This is a genomic window from Pseudomonas sp. PS01301 (assembly GCF_029960215.1).
Lineage (GTDB): Bacteria > Pseudomonadota > Gammaproteobacteria > Pseudomonadales > Pseudomonadaceae > Aquipseudomonas > Aquipseudomonas coleopterorum.
This window is the reverse complement of the sequence record NZ_JASCPM010000007.1, coordinates 1-16622: the sequence shown is the minus strand read 5'-3', so window position 1 is coordinate 16622 and position 16622 is coordinate 1. Positions and strand designations below refer to the sequence as shown.

13 protein-coding genes and 1 pseudogene are annotated in these 16622 nt (G+C 62.8%); 5 read left to right on the top strand and 9 right to left on the bottom strand.

Annotated elements, in window-relative coordinates; translation table 11 throughout:
- Positions 1-75 precede the first annotated feature (75 nt).
- Complete coding sequence (gene recQ / locus QMX89_RS05305; RefSeq protein ID WP_282347313.1) at positions 76-2217, bottom strand: DNA helicase RecQ; 2142 nt, start codon at positions 2215-2217, stop codon at positions 76-78.
- Positions 2218-2475: 258 nt separating this feature from the next.
- Here recQ and QMX89_RS05300 point away from each other — a divergent pair, with 258 nt between their 5' ends.
- From QMX89_RS05300 to QMX89_RS05290, 3 genes are all read left to right on the top strand, one after another.
- The gene (locus QMX89_RS05300) at positions 2476-3063 is read left to right on the top strand and encodes a YecA family protein (protein WP_282347311.1); all 588 of its coding nucleotides are present in this window, start codon (positions 2476-2478) and stop codon (positions 3061-3063) included.
- A gap of 9 nt (positions 3064-3072) precedes the next feature.
- Positions 3073-3453 (top strand): YbaN family protein, encoded by a 381-nt coding sequence (locus QMX89_RS05295; protein WP_282347309.1) that lies wholly within the window; start codon positions 3073-3075, stop codon positions 3451-3453.
- 435 nt (positions 3454-3888) lie between these two features.
- Entirely contained in the window at positions 3889-5247 is a 1359-nt protein-coding gene (locus QMX89_RS05290; RefSeq protein ID WP_049861048.1) for a TolC family outer membrane protein, read from the top strand.
- A 72-nt stretch (positions 5248-5319) separates the two neighbouring features.
- Here the strand turns inward: QMX89_RS05290 and QMX89_RS05285 are convergent, their stop codons facing one another.
- Positions 5320-6282, bottom strand: a complete 963-nt coding sequence (locus QMX89_RS05285) for a zinc-binding dehydrogenase (RefSeq protein WP_282347308.1) — start codon at positions 6280-6282, stop codon at positions 5320-5322.
- A gap of 139 nt (positions 6283-6421) precedes the next feature.
- Between QMX89_RS05285 and QMX89_RS05280 the strand changes: the two genes are divergently transcribed.
- Positions 6422-8503 (top strand): carboxy terminal-processing peptidase, encoded by a 2082-nt coding sequence (locus QMX89_RS05280; protein ID WP_282347307.1) that lies wholly within the window; start codon positions 6422-6424, stop codon positions 8501-8503.
- A 170-nt stretch (positions 8504-8673) separates the two neighbouring features.
- A pseudogene (locus QMX89_RS05275) lies at positions 8674-9855 on the top strand (EAL domain-containing protein); the annotation flags it as partial.
- An 8-nt stretch (positions 9856-9863) separates the two neighbouring features.
- Here the strand turns inward: QMX89_RS05275 and QMX89_RS05270 are convergent.
- From QMX89_RS05270 to nirB, 7 genes are all read right to left on the bottom strand, one after another.
- Positions 9864-10235 (bottom strand): hypothetical protein, encoded by a 372-nt coding sequence (locus QMX89_RS05270; RefSeq protein ID WP_049861051.1) that lies wholly within the window; start codon positions 10233-10235, stop codon positions 9864-9866.
- Complete coding sequence (locus QMX89_RS05265; RefSeq protein WP_282347306.1) at positions 10232-10585, bottom strand: helix-turn-helix transcriptional regulator; 354 nt, start codon at positions 10583-10585, stop codon at positions 10232-10234. The genes QMX89_RS05270 and QMX89_RS05265 overlap by 4 nt, the downstream gene beginning before the upstream one ends.
- A 115-nt stretch (positions 10586-10700) precedes the next feature.
- Positions 10701-11147, bottom strand: a complete 447-nt coding sequence (locus tag QMX89_RS05260; RefSeq protein ID WP_049861053.1) for a YkvA family protein — start codon at positions 11145-11147, stop codon at positions 10701-10703.
- A gap of 285 nt (positions 11148-11432) precedes the next feature.
- Positions 11433-12194 (bottom strand): FKBP-type peptidyl-prolyl cis-trans isomerase, encoded by a 762-nt coding sequence (locus QMX89_RS05255; protein WP_049861054.1) that lies wholly within the window; start codon positions 12192-12194, stop codon positions 11433-11435.
- Between the two features lie 158 nt (positions 12195-12352).
- Positions 12353-13288, bottom strand: a complete 936-nt coding sequence (pcaQ, locus tag QMX89_RS05250; protein WP_282347303.1) for a pca operon transcription factor PcaQ — start codon at positions 13286-13288, stop codon at positions 12353-12355.
- A gap of 161 nt (positions 13289-13449) precedes the next feature.
- A complete protein-coding gene (nirD, locus tag QMX89_RS05245; RefSeq protein ID WP_282347301.1) occupies positions 13450-13812 on the bottom strand; it encodes a nitrite reductase small subunit NirD in 363 nt (120 codons plus the stop codon).
- On the bottom strand, positions 13812-16373 hold the full coding sequence (gene nirB, locus QMX89_RS05240) for a nitrite reductase large subunit NirB (protein WP_282347300.1): 2562 nt from the start codon (positions 16371-16373) through the stop codon (positions 13812-13814). The genes nirD and nirB overlap by 1 nt, the downstream gene beginning before the upstream one ends.
- Positions 16374-16622 lie beyond the last annotated feature (249 nt).

The following is a 16622-nucleotide window of genomic DNA, read 5'->3' as shown; positions in this document are numbered from 1 at the left end:
GGCCGGAGCTGATGATTAGTCAGCTAATCATGACCTTAGCCCACAGGCAAGACTCATGCCCATTGACAGCCTCGTTCACACTTCGAATTCGGACTGCAACGCTGCGCGTACGCAATACAGCACGCCCTCGGGCACACGACCGGCGAATTGCCCTGCAATCTCGGCGACAGCGGGCAATTCCCCCTCGCCGTCGAGAAAGGCGTCCTGTACTTCGCTCATCAATTCTTCGGGAAGGTCCAGCGCCTGCTCCAGCGACAGTTGCTGTTGGCCAATCGCTTCGGCGAGCAGGCTGTAGACATTCTTCTCACTGCACTGTAACTGGCCGGCGATCTGCAGTGGCGTCATGCCCGCACGGGCCAGGCTGATGAGCTCGTGGCGGATATCGGCCACCTCGCGTGGCGCTTCTCCGCCGCTGGAGCCGGCCAGAACCTGCAGGAAGGCTTCGCCATAGCGCTCCAGCTTGCGTGCGCCGACGCCGCTGACCCGGCCCATTTCGGCCATGCTGGTCGGCTGGCTACGGAGCATTTCCAGCAAGGTCGAGTCAGGGAAGATGACATAGGGCGGTACCGCATGCTCCTGGGCCAGGTTGCGGCGCAAGGTACGCAGCGCTTCCCACTGTTCGCGCTCTTCGCCGCGCACCAGTTGGCTGGCCGGGCTGGCCGAGCCGCTGCCACGGGTTGAGGACGTCTGCGGCTTGAGCTCCTTGCGCAGCGCAAGCGTCACCTCGCCGCGCAGCAGCGGGCGGCAACTGTCGCTCAGGCGCAGACCGCCATAGCCTTCCAGGTCGATGTCGGCCAGACCGCGCGCGACCACCTGGCGATACAGCGAACGCCACTCTCCTTCCGAGCGGCCCTTGCCGACACCGAACACCGCCAGCTTGTCGTGGCCGAAACTGCGCACCTTCTCGGTGTCCTTGCCCAGCAGCACATCCACCAGATGGCCAACGCCATAGCGCTGCCCGGTGCGGTAGATCGCCGACAGCGCCTGACGGGCAGGCTCGGTGGCGTCCCAGGTCTGCACGCCATCGACACAGTTGTCGCAGTGACCGCAGGGCTGGGGCATGTCTTCGTCGAAATAGGCCAGCAGCGCCTGTCGACGGCAGCGCGTTTCTTCGCACAACGCCAGCATGGCGTCGAGCTTGTGATGCTCCAGACGCTTGTACCGCTCGTCGCCTTCGGAATTCTGCAGCATCTGCTTGAGCATCAGCACATCCTGCAGCCCGTAGGCCATCCAGGCATCGGCCGGCAGACCATCGCGGCCGGCGCGACCGGTTTCCTGGTAGTAGGCTTCCAGCGACTTGGGCAGGTCCATGTGCGCCACGAAGCGTACGTTGGGCTTGTCGATGCCCATGCCGAAGGCGATGGTGGCGACCATGATCAGGCCTTCCTCGTTGAGGAAGCGCTTCTGGTTGGCAGCGCGCGTCGCCGCCGGCAGGCCGGCGTGGTACGGCAGCGCTGGAAAGTTGTTCTCGCACAGGAAGGCGGCGACCTCGTCGACTTTCTTGCGTGACAGGCAATAGACGATGCCGGCGTCGCTGCGCCGCTCGGCGAGGAATGCCAGCAACTGTTTACGCGGGCTTTCCTTGGGCACGATGCGGTAGAAGATGTTGGGCCGGTCGAAGCTGGAAAGAAAACGCTCGGCATCCTGCAGATGCAGACGGGTGACGATCTCTTCACGGGTGCGCTTGTCGGCAGTGGCGGTCAGGGCGATCCGCGGCACGTGGGGAAACTGTTCGGCCAGCTGGCCCAGTTGCAGGTATTCGGGACGGAAGTCGTGGCCCCATTGGGAAACGCAGTGGGCCTCGTCGATGGCGAACAGGGCAATGTCCAGGCCGCGGAGAAAATCCAGCATGCGCGGCTGCACCAGACGCTCGGGCGCCAGGTACAGCATCTTTATTTCACCACGGCGAATGCGCGCGGCCAGCTCGCGCTGCTCGTCGGCACTGAGCGTGGAGTTGAGCGCCGCGGCGGCCACCCCGAGCTCCTCGAGGGTGGCGACTTGGTCGTCCATCAGGGCGATCAGCGGCGAGACCACCACCGCCAGGCCGTCGCGCAACAGCGCCGGCACCTGAAAGCACAGTGATTTGCCGCCACCGGTGGGCATCAATACCAAGGCATCGCCACCGCGGGCCACACGCTCGATAATGGCACCCTGGCGACCGCGGAAGCTGTCGTAGCCGAAGATGTCCTTAAGAACGCGTTGAGCCTGTTCGAGCATGGGTCACTCCAGAAATCGTAAAACCACCCGGGCCGCACAGGCTGGATGAAAACCGCTTTCGCTGCATCCGCCATTGCGTAAGCGCGGGTTACCACCCCGTGGATTCGGGGCCTGAGCGAAAGACCGCGGCAGTATACCCCAGTGCCTGCAGCGTCGCGCGGCAGCCGGACATCCTGCCATTTCACCCCTTGGGTGGCGCACAAGGCCTAACAAGGCCTAGAATTCACTATCCGCATAGTCTTCCAAGGTAACCTGTTAATGTCCTTCGCCGAGCAACTGACCCGCCTGCAAGCCTTCCTCGACGCCGATGAGCTGCATGACGAGGCGCTGGACTACGTCGCCGCCCATGGCTACCTGACCGCCCTGTCGATCTGTTCCGAAGACGTCCCTGAGCGTGAGTGGATCGATGCCCTCTTCGCCGAGCCGCCTCACTACAGCGACGACGTCCAGCGTGAAGAGATCGAAGGCACCCTCATCCAGCTCAAGGCGCATATCGCTCGCCAGCTGGCCAGCGACGAAGAATTCGAGCTGCCGTGCGATCTCGATCTGGGCGATGAGCCGGACGATTCCGACCTGCGCGGCTGGTGCATCGGTTTTATGGAAGGCGTATTCCTGCGCGAAGCCGCCTGGTTCGAAACCGCCGAGGACGAAGTCAGCGAAATGCTCCTGCCGATCATGGTCGGTTCCGGCCTGTTCGACGAGCAGCCGGAGTTTTCCGACATTGCCGCCGATGCCAACCTCATGGACGACATGATCGTGCAGATCCCCGAGGCGCTAACGGCCCTCTACCTGCTGTGCAACGCCCCGGATGAAAAACCGGCGATTCTCAAGCCGCGCCATCACTAAGCAACGGCCGTGGCTCAAGCCCGGCCAGCCTGGCTGCGCTACTTGCTGCTGGGCATTGGTTGCACAAGCGTCTGCCTGGGCGTCATCGGCATCTTCCTGCCGATCATGCCCACCACCCCATTCCTCCTGCTGGCGGCTGCGTGTTTCGCACGAAGCTCGCCGCGCTTCCACGCCTGGCTGCTTGGCCATCCACGGCTGGGGCCTTTGCTCAAAGCCTATCTGAACGGCGAAGGCATCCCCTTGAAAGCCAAGGTGCTGGCGATCGGTTCGATGTGGATCAGCATCGCCGTGTCGTGCTGGCTCGTGCCATGGCCATGGCTGCGAGTGCTGATGATAGCTGTGGCGCTGGCAGTCACTGTTTATATCGCTTTGCAGAAAACACGCACATGACTCCGGTCATTGGCGACGAATGGTCATGCCGTGATAAAACCTTAATTAAATCAATTAGCTAATCTTTAATATAAGTCTGGATCAGCGGTGATACAGACGCCTAAAAATGACAGTTTTCCGTCACTATTTTGACTCCAGCTTCCCGCCTTAGCTTTGGCGCAGCCTGCCACCCCCCAAAACGCTGGCCCTAAGCCTTACGCCCCACGCAACCCCGCTCCCTGCTTGCTCTTCAGCCGCTATGAAATCTATTTGCCATCATCGCAAGGAATGATGGCATAACTATTTTTTGCTCTATATCATGTGAAAATTCCGTTGAAAGCGCTGCCCTCGGTGCCTCGATTGCGCCTATCACAAACCTTAAACGGACTTTTAACCAAGTTGTTCGCCAACATTCTGGCGTATGCCTGACTTCAAACATAACGGAGAAGCACCCGAATGCGCGTTTTCACCCCCATCTGCAGCGCGATCTTGTTGGCCATGGCGTGCTCGCACGCGCAAGCCATGTCACTCACCCAGGCGATCCAGAGCACCGTGGATAACCATCCTGAGCTGGCATCCAACATCAACAGTCGCCTGGCCGCGGATGAGGACACGAAAATCGCCCAGGGCGCCTACCGCCCCAGCGTTGATTTCGTTGCCGGCTACGGTCGCGAGCGTTCGGACAACCTGAACACCCGCGCCCGTGGTGACCATAACAAGGAAACGCTGAACTACACCCAGTCGGAACTGCGTCTGCGCCAGATGCTGTTCGACGGTTCCAGCGCTTCCAGCGAAATCAGCCGGACTCGCTCCACCGCTACGTCCCGTGCCTACTACGTCCAGGCCACTGCCCAGGACCTGGCCCTGCGCGCCGTTCAGGTGTACCTGGATGTACTGCGCAACCGCGAATTGGTGACCCTGGCCAAGAACAACCTGCAGGCGCACTTGCGCGTCAACGACCAGATCGGCCTGCGCAGCGAGCGCGGCGTCGGCAGCACGGCTGACGTCGACCAGTCGCGTGCCCGTCGCGCCCTGGCTGAGAACAACTACAACACCGCCCAGGTCAACCTGGCCGATGCCGAAGCTGCGTTCTTCAGCGCCGTGGGCCGTATGCCCGACGAGCTGGAACCCCTGCCTTCGATCCGTGGTGAACTGCCAGGCGACCTGAACGCCGCGCGCCAGTCCATGATGGAAAACAATCCGTACCTCAAATCGGCCCAGGCCGACGTGCAGGCTGCCGAGAGCCAGTATGAAGGCGCCAAGTCCGCGTTCTACCCACGGGTCGATGCAGAACTGGCCACCGGTGCCAACAACAACCTGTCCGGCGAGCGCGGTCACAACAACACCGACTGGCGTGCAGGCGTGAGCATGAGCTACAACCTGTACCGTGGCGGCAGCGACAAGGCTCGCCTGCAGGGTGACGCGCACCGCATCAACCAGGCCATGGACATCCGCAACAACGCCCTGCGTCAGTTGAACGAAAACCTGGCGCTGTCGTGGAACGCGATGAAAAACGCCGGCACGCAAATCCCGTATGCCCGCGAATACGCCGAAACCACCACGCGCGTGCGTGCGGCCTATCAGGACCAGTTCGGTCTGGGCCAGCGAACCCTGCTCGACGTGCTCGACAGTGAAAACGAGCTGTACACCGCCAACACCCGCTACGCTGAAGTCCGCTACACCGAGGAATACTCGATGTATCGCGTGCTCTCCAACATGGGTGAGCTGCTGGCCAAGACTCGCGTCGTGCTGCCGGCCGAAGCCGTGGCGCTGACCGAAGTGAAGAGCGAAGCGCGTCTGCCTGAAATGCGCTGATGCCGCCATGGCGAAACCCGTGGCCGCTCGTTCGCAGCCGGTCACGGATTTCGTCCAACGACAGCCCTGGGCTCAGCTCAGGGTTTCGTCGATCACCAGCACCACCTTCCCCGAAATCTGATTGCTTGCCAGCGCCTCGAACGCCGCTTCGGCGTCGGCGATCGGGAACGTCTTGGCCAACTGCGACTTCAAGCGCCCTTCGGTGAACAATGGCCATACCTGCTGGCCCAGGTCACTGAGCAGGTCGGCCTTGAACGCATCGTCACGGCTGCGCAACGTTGAACCCTGCAAGCGCACGCGCTTGGTCAGCACCTTGGCCAGGTCGAACTGCGCCTCGCGGCCGCCCATCAGGCCGATCATCACCCAGCGTCCATCCAGCGCCACCACGTCCAGGTTCAGCTCGCTGTAATTGGCGCCCACCGGATCGAGGATCACATCGAACGGGCCCAGGTCCTTCAACCCCTCCAGGCCGTCACCTCGCACCACGCCGCCCTGTGCACCCAGTGCTTCGCAGTAGGCCAGGCGCTCGGCGGAGCCGACGCTGACCCAGGTCGGGTTGCCGAATGCCTTGCACAGCTGGATTGCCGCCGAGCCGATGCCACTGGCGCCAGCATGCAGCAGGACCTTCTCGCCCGGTTGCAGATCGGCCAGCTGGAACAGGTTCAGCCACACCGTCGCGTAGACCTCGACGATGCCTGCGGCCTCGTGCAGGCTCAGCCCCTCGGGCACGGGCAGCACGTGACGGCCATCGACCACCACCTCCTCGGCCATGCCACCCCCGGCCAGCAACGTGCATACCCTGTCGCCAATCTGCCAGGACGAACCGACGCCGACCTCGCTGATGAAGCCTGCACACTCAAGGCCCAGAATATCGCTGGCGCCCGGTGGCGGCGGGTACAGGCCGGCGCGCTGCATCAGGTCGGCCCGGTTGAGACCGGCCGCGGCGACGCGAATCTTCACTTGACCTACGTCACACGTCGGGCTCGGCCGTTCGCTCCACTCCACATGTCCTTCCACGCCTTGCAATGCTTTCACGGTGCCTCCATAGTTGAGTCATGACTGAGCCCGACGCCTTGGCGCCGGGCTTTTCGCATTATGCGTCCGGCTTCAACGGAACCGGCGAATTCAAAGACGGCCTAATATGCGTGATCAATTGCCCCCACGTCGAATCAGCATGAAGCATTTCATTCCCGGCAGTGCCCTGGCGCTGTGTATCGGCCTCGGCAGTTTGTCGATGTCCGCCAATACCTTGGCCGCCAACAGCTGGGACAAACTTCAGCCGGATCGCGACGAAGTGGTGGCCAGCCTCAATGTGGTCGAGCTGCTCAAGCGCCATCATTACAGCAAGCCGCCGCTCAACGATGCGCGCTCGGTCATAATCTATGACAGCTACATCAAGCTGCTCGATCCCTCGCGCAGCTATTTCACGGCAGCCGACATCGCCGAGTTCGACAAATGGAAGACTCAGTTCGACGACTTCCTGAAGAACGGCAACCTGGATCCCGGCTTCATCATCTACAAGCGCTACCTGGATCGGGTCAAGGCCCGCCTGGATTTTGCCCTGTCGGAACTGAACAAGGGCGTCGACAAGTTCGACTTCACCACCAAGGAAACCCTGCTGGTCGACCGCAAGGACGCCCCTTGGCTGAAGAACGAAGCCGAGCTGGACGACCTGTGGCGCAAGCGCGTGAAGGATGAAGTGCTACGCCAGAAGATCGCCGGAAAAGACGCCGCGCAGATTCAGGAAACCCTGTCCAAGCGGTACAAGAACCAGCTGGCGCGCCTGGACCAGACCCGCGCCGAAGACATCTTCCAGGCGTACATCAACACCTTCGCCCAGTCCTACGATCCGCACACCAACTACCTGTCGCCGGACAATGCGGAAAACTTCGACATCAACATGAGCCTGTCGCTCGAAGGCATCGGTGCGGTCCTGCAAAGCGATAACGATCAGGTCAAGATCGTGCGTCTGGTACCTGCCGGTCCGGCCGACAAGACCAAGCAGGTCGCCCCTGCCGACAAGATCATCGGCGTCGCCCAGGGCGACAAGGAAATGGTCGACGTGGTCGGCTGGCGCCTGGATGAAGTGGTCAAGCTGATTCGCGGCCCGAAAGGCTCCACCGTGCGCCTTGAAGTGATTCCGCACACCAATGCGCCCAACGATCAGACCAGCAAGATCGTCTCGATCACCCGCGAAGCGGTCAAGCTCGAAGAGCAGGCGGCGAAGAAGTCGATCCTCAACCTCAAGGAAAACGGTCGCGACTACAAGCTGGGCGTGATCGAGATTCCAGCCTTCTACCTGGACTTCAAGGCGTTCCGCGCCGGTGACCCGGACTACAAGTCGACCACCCGCGATGTGCGCAAGCTGCTCACTGAGTTGCAGAAGGAAAAAGTCGACGGCGTGGTCATCGACCTGCGCAACAACGGCGGCGGCTCCCTGCAGGAAGCCACCGAACTGACCAGCCTGTTCATCGAGAAAGGCCCGACCGTACTGGTGCGCAACGCCGATGGCCGTGTCGACGTGCTCGAGGATGAAAACCCCGGCGCGTTCTACAAAGGCCCGCTGGCGCTGCTGGTGAACCGTCTGTCCGCTTCGGCCTCTGAGATTTTCGCCGGTGCCATGCAGGATTATCACCGCGCTCTGATCGTTGGCGGACAGACCTTCGGCAAGGGCACGGTGCAGACCATTCAGCCGCTCAACCACGGCGAGCTCAAGCTGACCCTGGCCAAGTTCTACCGGGTTTCCGGACAGAGCACCCAGCATCAGGGCGTGCTGCCGGACATCGCCTACCCGTCGATCATCGACACCAAGGAGATCGGCGAGAGCGCCCTGCCCGAAGCGATGCCGTGGGACACCATCCGCCCGGCCATCAAGCCGGCTAGCGATCCGTTCAAGCCGTACCTGGCCAAGCTGACCGCCGATCATGACGCGCGCACCGTCAAGGATCCGGAATTCATCTACATCCGCGATCGCCTGGCCCTGGCCGAGCAGTTGATGAAAGAGAAGACCGTGAGCCTGAACGAGGCCGATCGTCGTGCCCAGCACAGCGACATCGAAGCCAAGCAACTGGCGTTGGAAAACACCCGTCGCAAGGCCAAGGGCGAAGAGCCGCTCAAAGAGCTGAAGAAGGAAGACGAAGACGCACTGGGCGCCGATCCGGACAAGACCAAACCGGAAGACGACGCTTACCTGGCCGAGACCGGGCGCATCCTGCTCGACTACCTGAAACTCAATACGTCGGTGGCCAAGCACTGATCCACGGAAGTAATGACTGCAACGTGACACCTGCGTCATCAAACCGAAATGAAGCTGTCGTGAAATAGGGACCCGCTGCGTAAGCAGCGGGTCTTTTTTTGCGTCTGGCCCGGTGCTTTCAACCTGTTTCACGCATCAGTCAGAACGACCTTCAGCAAGGTAGCGTACCGATGACCGTCATTGAACAGCTCAGCGCCCTGGACACCATTCTGGCCCAAGGCGGTGTGCACAGCTTGTTCCAGCCCATCGTGTCACTGTCCCAGCGACAGATCCTGGGCTTCGAGGCATTGAGTCGAGGGCCGTCGAACAGCCCGCTGCACTCGCCGATCAATCTGTTCGCCGTCGCCCGCCAGGCCGGGCGGCTCAACGAGCTGGAGATGATGTGCCGCGAAACCGCCTGCCGCCGCTTCAGCGAACAGCGCTTGGACGGCAAACTGTTTCTCAACGTGTCGCCTGAGTCGCTGCTCGAACCGCTGCACGAAAACGGCCGCACCTTGCAGTTGTTGCAACGCTACGGCATCAGCCCGAACCAGGTGGTCATCGAACTCACCGAACAGACCCCTACCGACGATTTCCAACTGCTGTTCAACGCCCTGCATCATTACCGTGCCATGGGGTTTTCCATTGCCCTGGACGACTTGGGAGCAGGCTATTCGAGTCTGCGCCTGTGGTCGGAATTGCGCCCGGACTACGTGAAGATCGACCGTCACTTCATCGATGGCATTCACCAGGACGCCCTCAAGCGTGAGTTCGTCGGCTCCATCCTGCAGATCGCCAAGGCCTCCAAAGCCCAGGTGATCGCCGAGGGCATTGAGCTGGAGGAGGAGTTGCTGGTGCTCATCGAGATGGGCGTCGACCTGGTCCAAGGCTATCTGCTCTGCCGTCCTCAGGAGCAGCCGCCACGGGATGCCCGGGCGCTGATTCCTGATCTGGAAGACAGCCATCCTCCCCTGGGCGGAGACGGCGGCGACCTGGCCGCGCTGATCATCGAACAAGCCGCGGTGCAGCGCGATACCTCGACCCGACAAGTGCTGGAAGCCTTCCGTCTGCAAGCCGACCTGAACACCCTGGCCGTGGTCGATGACGAGGGCCATCCCTGTGGCATCGTCCATCGGCACGCACTGTCGGATGCACTGCTCAAGCCCCTCGCCGCCGACCTGTTCGCGCGTAAGCCGATCAGCCGGCTGATGAGCAGTGAATTCCTCGCGGTCGACATCAAGCAGTCCCTGCAACAGGTCAGTCGCCTACTGACCGGGCGTGCACGGCAACGGATCGAAGAGGACTTCGTGATCGTTCAAGGTGGGCGATACCTGGGCTTGGGCCGACTGATCGACGTACTCAGACTGATCACCGGGCCGGCCTAGACCGCCGTGCTGGACGGGTACGCATACTCGAACACGCGCACCACTTCCGAGGCGTGCCAGGCGGCAGCCGCCACGCCATCCGATGGACCGGAGAAGCGCCCGAGCTTTTCAACGCACTCGAAAAAGCCGGGACGCGGCAGCCGGCTGGCGCCTTGGCTGATCACCAGCGAGCTGCGCAACGGTTGGTCGGCGCGGGCATCGAGCATGGCCAGGTATTCCAGCGCAGCCGTCAGGGTCTGCATGGCAGGCGTGGGCAATGCCAGACGTTCGAGCAGCGCGCGGTAGGTGAGCAAGTGGCGCTGGTGCCGTGCAACGTCGAGCTCGCTCAGCAAGCCCTCCCATTGTTGCCGACTGATGCGCACGCTCACGACTCGCTGCTCCAGCCCGGCACCCCCAATTCCCAGGCAAGGCTGCGGCGGATGGCAGCATCGGGCTCGCGCTCGCCGGTTTCGATCATCGACAGGTAGGAAGGACTGATGCCGACCGCGCGGGCCAGACTGTCCAGAGGCACGCCCTGGGTCTCGCGCAATTCGCGCAGGCGCTGGAAGCTGGGAGGTGGGACGTGAGCGGCCGGAGCAGCCGGTTCGCTGGACGCTTCGGTGTCTGAAGACTGCTCGACCGAGCTGCCTGCGGCGGCAGCCAGAAGCCGTTGATACTCGGCCCATGGCACCACCGCGTATTCCGGCTGGCCGTCACGGCTTATCACCTGAACCCCCATTGCATCCTCCCGCACGATGGCTGCCTACATCGGATGATGCAAGCGTAATGCGGGGATGTTAACAGGGGATCGCCGACTTCGGGGCGTTAACTGCGCACCGAAGCCGGCAGCTGTATCAGCGGTGGGATTTTTCCAGCTCAAGTTCCTGCTCCGAAGCCGGCAGGCGTTCGACGACCCGCAGCTTCTCCGGAGACTGCCGCTCGCGCCAGGCGCGAAAGGTGTCCAGCTCGCCGGACAGGGTTTTCATGACCCAGGCCAGCACCGCGATGTCGTCCAGCATGCCGACGCCCAACAGCCAGTCGGGAATGGCATCGATGGGGCTGACGAAGTAGACCAGGCCAGCGACGATGGACAGCAACGCCTTCGGGCTGATGTTGCGGTACTCGCCCCGCCAGTAGGCCAGGCACAGAGCCTGGAGCAGTTGCACATCTTCCTTCAGGGCGCCCAGCCGATAGCCCTTGCCCTTGCGCGCCACGGCGAAGATCAAGGCCGGCAGGCGGCCCCGACTCAGGATGCGTTCGGCAATAGGCAGAAAACGGGTGAAATTCCAAGGTGCCTTCATGAGCCCTCCGGTGCCGAATGGTGGTTTCAGGTTATCCACAGTATTTGTGGATAACCTTGTGAACAGAGCCGCTTTTCGCGCCTGACCCGCCCGGTTTTCAAGGGCTGAGGTCAAATCGGGCGTTTTTTACTCACACAAAAAAGCCACGAAAATTCTTGACGCAGTGTTGCGAAAACGGCTAGTGCAGCTTCATCTCAGACCCATTGGCCAAGGCCCGGTTCAAACGAAAACGCCCCGTCGAGACGGGGCGTTTCATCAAGCCGTGACGCTTCGCAGCAATGGCGCTTACTTGGCGGGTGCGGCTTCTTCGACTTCGGCATCGTCGGTTTCGGCAGCAGCGTCGGCAGCAGCCTTGGCCGCGTCCTTGATGGCGATCAGTTCGAGGTCGAACACCAGCACCGAGTTGGCCGGAATGGTCGGGCTCGGGCTCTGGGCGCCGTAGGCCAGATCGGCCGGGATGAACAGCTTGACCTTCTCGCCGACGTGCATCAGTTGCAGGCCTTCGACCCAGCCTGGAATCACGCCGCTGACCGGCAGATCGATCGGGGCGCCGCGCTCTATGGAGCTATCGAAGACCTTGCCGTCGATCAGCTTGCCTTCGTAATGGACGGTGACCACGTCGGTCGGCTTGGGCTGAGCGCCGTCGGCCTTCTTGATGACCTGGTACTGCAGGCCCGAAGCGGTGGTGACCACGCCGTCTTTCTTGCCATTTTCCTCAAGGAACTTCTTGCCGGCGGTCTGCGCCTCGGCGTTCATCTTGGTCATGCGTTCTTCAGCGCGTTTCTGCAGATCGGCGAAAGCTGCGACCAGCTCATCGTCCTTGATCTTCTGCTCTTTCTTGCCGACGGCGTCTTCGATACCCAGGGCTACAGCCTTGGAATCGAGATCGTCCATACCTTCCTGAGCCAGGCTCTTGCCCATGTTCAGGCCGATACCGTAGGAAGCTTTTTGCGCCGGGGTTTTGAGCTCGACGCTGGTCTGGGAATCGCAACCTGCGAGGACCAGGGTGACCAAGGCAACTGCCGCCGCCAACCGATGCTGTTTCATGCTATTTCCTTGTTCATGCGCCATAAGGGCAATCGAGTGAGGCCGCGAGCTTATCAGGCGGCCACGACCAATGGCTACCGGCATGAGAGAGGCAAAAAGCCGATAAGTTCAGGCCAGCAAAAGGAAAGTGGCTCGGCAGCGGCTCTATGAAAGATGTGTCATGGGAAGGTGGAGGACTGCTCATACTGCGCAGCCACTTCACGCACCACCTCACACAGCCATTGCGCCGGCATCGACAGCTGCAGCGCGGCGTTGCGGCAGATGCCCACCGAGCCGCCCGGCTCGTGCACGCCCAGATCCAGTTCGTACAACTGGCCGGTGGCGATGTCGCGTTGCACCGCATCGCGTGGCGCGACCCAGATGGCATCGCTGCTGGCGACGTAGCGTCGACTGAGGGTCGGCGAAAGCGTTTCCAGACGTTGCGCAGACGGGGTGATCGCGCATTGCACGAACAAGCTGTCGGCGTGCTTGCGGATGGTCGTCCCAGCCAGCGGCAGTACCCACGGGCAGGCGCCGACCTGTTCGGCGTCCAACGGGCGCACTTCGAGCAGCGGATGGCCCGGACGTACCACCAGGGTCATCGACTCGCTGTACAGGTGCTCGAACGACAGGCCCTGGATCTGCGGGCTGTCGGTCATGCGGCCGATCACCAGGTCCAGTTCGCCCACGTGCAGTTGCGCCAGCAGGTAGGCCCCCGGCCCGGTCGCGACGCTGATGACCAGCGCGGCGTGGCGCGCGTGCAGACGGCAGAGCACTTCGGGCAATAACTGGCTTTCGACGGTGGACAGCACACCGATGCGCACCTGGGGCGCTTCGTGCGGCTCGCCGCGCAGGCTGCTGACGCCGTCGCGCAGGGCCTGTACGCAGGGGCCGGCGTAGCGCATGAAGCGTACGCCTGCGGCCGTCAGCTCGACCCCGCTCTTGTCGCGCTCGAACAGGCGGGTCTGCAGCAGGTCTTCGAGTTCCTTGAGGGTCTTGGAAATCGCCGGCTGGCTGATGGACAAGGTGTCGGCGGCCTTGGCGAAGCTGCCCTGACGGGCAATTTCGAGAAAGCACAGCAGGTGGCGGAATTTGATGCGGCTGTCGAGGTTCATGGCGCCAATCGTAGCATTGGGCCTTGGGGTTTGCTTTGGTAGTGAGGGCCTCTTCGCGGGCAGAGCCCGCTCCCACAAAGAACTCGAGTGCAACGAAAATCCAATGTGGGAGCGGGGCGGGCGGCGAGCTCTCTGCCCGCGAAGAGGCCAGCAAGACCTACCTACAACCTGCCAATCTCCACCCGATCCCCACTCAAGCGCACCGGCCAGACCCTGACATGCTGATCCGGCGCCTCCAGACAGCGCCCGTCGCTGAAGCAGTAATGCTGCTTGTACAGCGGCGCCGCCACCACCAACTCCCCCTGGAGGTACCCGACGATTCCACGGCCCAGCACGTTGGCGCCCGAGCGCGGGTCGTGGTTGTCGATGGCGTGCAGCACCCTGCCCTCGCCTGCTTCGGGCAGGTAGAACAATGCGATCTGGTCACCGTCCAGCCACACCACCACACCGGAATTGGCGATCAGGTCCGACCGCTCGCACACTGCTTGCCAGGTCATCGCCTGCACAGCTTCGATTGCCTGCATCACACCACCTCCTCGACCACCGGGATCAACGTCACGACATCGCCCGCATGGGCGGGGCGGCGCTGGCCGCGTTCCTTGACGAACTGCACGCCGGGGTCCGCGCGTTTGTCATTGACGAAGGTGCGGAAGCGCTTGAGCTTTTCCGGATCCTTCAGGGCGTTGGCCCATTCGCATTCATAGTGATCGACCACCCGCTGCATCTGCGCTTCGAGTTCGGCGCCCACGCCCAAGCTGTCTTCCAGGACCACCTGCTTGAGGAATTCCAGGCCGCCTTCCAGATTTTCGCGCCACACCGAGGTGCGCTGCAGCTTGTCGGCGGTGCGGATGTAGAACATCAGCACGCGGTCGATGTAGCGGATCAGTTGCTCGTCATCCAGGTCGGTGGCGAACAGCTCGGCGTGACGCGGCCGCATGCCACCGTTGCCGCAGACGTACAGGTTCCAGCCCTTTTCCGTAGCGATCACGCCGATGTCCTTGCTCTGCGCCTCCGCGCACTCGCGGGTGCAGCCCGATACCGCGAACTTGAGCTTGTGCGGCGAACGCAGGCCCTTGTAGCGGTCCTCGATGCGCAGGGCCATGGCCACGCTGTCCTGCACGCCGTAGCGACACCAGGTGCTGCCCACGCAGGACTTCACGGTGCGGGTCGACTTGCCGTAGGCATGCCCGGTTTCGAAGCCCGCTTCGATCAGTTCGCTCCAGATCTCCGGCAGCTCGTGCAACTGCGCGCCGAACAGGTCGATGCGCTGGCCACCGGTGATCTTGGTGTAGAGGTCGTATTTCTTCGCCACCACGCCGATGGCGATGAGCTTGTCCGGGGTGATCTCACCGCCGGGAATGCGCGGCACCACCGAGTAGGTGCCGTTCTTCTGCATGTTCGCCATGAAGGTGTCATTGGTGTCCTGCAGCGGCACCAGCGAGGGGTCCATGATCGGCTGGTTCCAGCACGAGGCGAGGATATTGCCGACGGTGGGCTTGCACACGTCGCAGCCCACGGCGCCGCGGCCGTGGCGGGCAAGCATGTCCTCGAAGCTGGCGATGCCTTCGACACGGGCCAGCGCGTACAGCTCGGCGCGGGTGTAGGCGAAGTGCTCGCACAGGCTCTTGTCGACCGTCACGCCACGGGCCGTCAGTTCATGCTCGAAGACCTGCTTGAGCAGCGCCGCGCAGCCGCCGCAGCCGGTGCAGGCCTTGGTCTGCGACTTGAGCGCCGAGAGGTCGCCGCAACCGCCGTCGATGGCGGAACAGATCGCCCCTTTGCTGACGTTGTGGCAGGAGCAGATCATGGCCGTGTCGGGCAGCGCGTCGGCGCCCAGAACCGGTGCGCCGTCGGACAGCGGCAGGATCAACGTCGACGGGTCGGCCGGCAGGGCGATGCCGTTCTGCGCGTATTGCAGCAGGGTGTCGTAGTAGCTGTTGTCGCCGACCAGCACGGCGCCGAGAACCCGTTTGCCGCTGGCGTCCACCACCAGGCGCCGATAGCTGGCGTTGGCTTCGTCGATGAAACGATAGCTCTTGGCGCCCGGCGTGCTGGCATGGGCGTCGCCGATGGAACCCACGTCGACCCCGAGCAGCTTGAGCTTGGTGGACATGTCGGCGCCGCTGAACGCCACCGGCGTTTCCCCGGCCAATTCGCAGGCGACGTTGCGGGCCATGCTGTAACCTGGCGCTACCAGACCGAAGATGCTGCCGTTCCAGGAGGCGCACTCGCCGATCGCATACACCGCCGGGTCGCTGGTGCGGCAGTGCGGGTCGATGACGATACCGCCACGGGCGGCGATCTCCAGCCCGCTGGCGCGGCCCAATGCGTCTTGAGGGCGGATACCGGCCGAGAACACGATCAGGTCGGTTTCCAGACACTCGCCGCCGTCGAAATTCATCCGATAGCGATGGGTTTCGCCGGCCTCCACGTTCTGCGTGGCGCGCGAGGTGTGCACACCCACGCCCAAGGCTTCGATACGCGCGCGCAATGCCGCGCCCCCTTCGGCGTCCAGCTGCACCGGCATCAGCCGCGGGGCGAACTCGACCACGTGCGCTTCCAGCCCAAGCGACTTCAAGGCGTTGGCCGCTTCCAGGCCCAGCAGCCCGCCGCCGACCACCACACCACGGCGCGCCCCAACCGCCGCAGCGCGGATCGCGTCCAGATCATCCAAGGTGCGGTAAACCAGTCGCGCGTTGCCCTCACAGCCCGGAATCGGCGGCACGAACGGGAACGAACCGGTGGCCAGCACCAGCACGTCGTAGGCATGCCGCCCGTTGGCGGTGACCACTTCGCGGGCCTGACGGTCGATCTCGATCACCGGCTGGCCCAGGTGCAGGGTGACGCCGTGCCTGCCGTACAACTGGGCGTCGCCCAAGGCCAGGGTTTCAGCACACGAGCCGCCGAAGTATTCGGACAGGTGCACCCGGTCATACGCCCGCTGGCGCTCTTCGCCGAAGACGTGGATCTCGTAGCGATCGACCGCGTTGCGCTCGATCAACTGCTCGACACAGTGATGCCCCACCATGCCGTTGCCGACGACGATGAGTTTCTGCCGGGGCTTGAGGTTCACGAGCGCGTTCATGGGTATCTCCTGGCACGTTGCGGTGTCTTGACCATCGGGCAAAAAAAAACGCCTGGAGCGAATGCTCCAGGCGCCTTTGCCTGATCGTCGAAATGTGGGTGTCCGGTGGGGTGATCGTCGTTGAGCACCGGGGACTTGTCAGGGTGGAAGCAGGTTGCGTGCCAGGGTTTGTCCGGGGGTGTCAGTTGGGGCCTCTTCGCGGGCAGAGCCCGCTCCCACAAGAATTTCAGTGTGGGAGCGGGCTCTGCC